General features: G+C 72.3%; 1 pseudogene. It reads left to right on the forward strand.

Annotated elements, in window-relative coordinates:
• Nucleotides 1–350: 350 nt before the first annotated feature.
• Nucleotides 351–1,038 (forward strand): annotated as a pseudogene (locus tag ACWDCZ_RS41710) (hypothetical protein); the annotation flags it as partial.

Below are 1,038 nucleotides of genomic sequence, written 5' to 3' on the forward strand. Positions count from 1 at the left end.
GCCAGCTCGGCGGCGGTGCGGGCGCCCCGCGGGGAGAGCAGGACCTCCGGCCCGGGCTCCTCCCCGTGGCGCAGGCCCATCACGATGGCCCGGCCGATCTCGCCCACTCCGATGATGCCGATGCGCTGCACGGTGACTGCCTCCGTCGTCCGGTACGGATCTTCTCCGCAGCAGTGTGGCCGCTGTGGCACCCGGTGGCCAGGGGCCCTCCGGGGCCAGGGGGAAAGGCCTCGACACCAGAATCGAACAGGTGGTCAAATATCGGTGGCCCACGCACCGAACCGTCACGTGGCCGCCACAACGATCCGATTCGCGGCCCGGTGCCGCGCCCACCGAAGAGGTACAGACCCTTGCGCCTTCGTCCCGCCGTCGCGGCGACCGCGGCGGCCCTCGCGGCCGTTCTCGGCATGCCCCCGCCCGCGGCCCTCGCCGCCGAGCCCGTCACCGAGCTGTACGTGGCGAAGTCCGCGTCCTGCTCCGACACCGGCCCGGGCAGCCGCGCCGTGCCGTACTGCACCATCGGTGCCGCCGCCGGGGTCGTCCAGCCCGGGCAGACGGTGCGGATCGCGCCGGGCGAGTACGCCGAGCAGGTCGACGTCCGCCGCTCCGGTACACCCGGTCACCCCATCAGGTTCGAGGGCGAGTGGGCCGTCGGGTGGCCGAACACGATCCCGCTGGTCCGCGTGTCGGGAGTCGACTGGAGGGGCGGTCAGTCGCTCACCCACGCGTTCACCCTGGCCGGGGTCCACGACGTCGCGGTGAGTGGGTTCTATGTGAACTCGAAGGAGGACGCCGTCACGGTCACCGACTCCTCGGCCGTCACCGTCGACAGGCTCTACGTCCTCGGCGCGGTCAAGACCGGGACCGGAGGCGTCTCTGTCTCCGGGACGAGCAGCGACGTCACGGTGAGCCGTAGCCAGTTCTGGCATCGCGATCAGCCACTGGGACGTGGTGCAGCTCGCCACCGACCCGTGCTGGCGGCACGACGAGGGCCTGCGGGTGCTGTTCCACGCGCCGCACGCCTTCGACGCCTCGACC

This window comes from Kitasatospora sp. NPDC001225 (assembly GCF_053597855.1).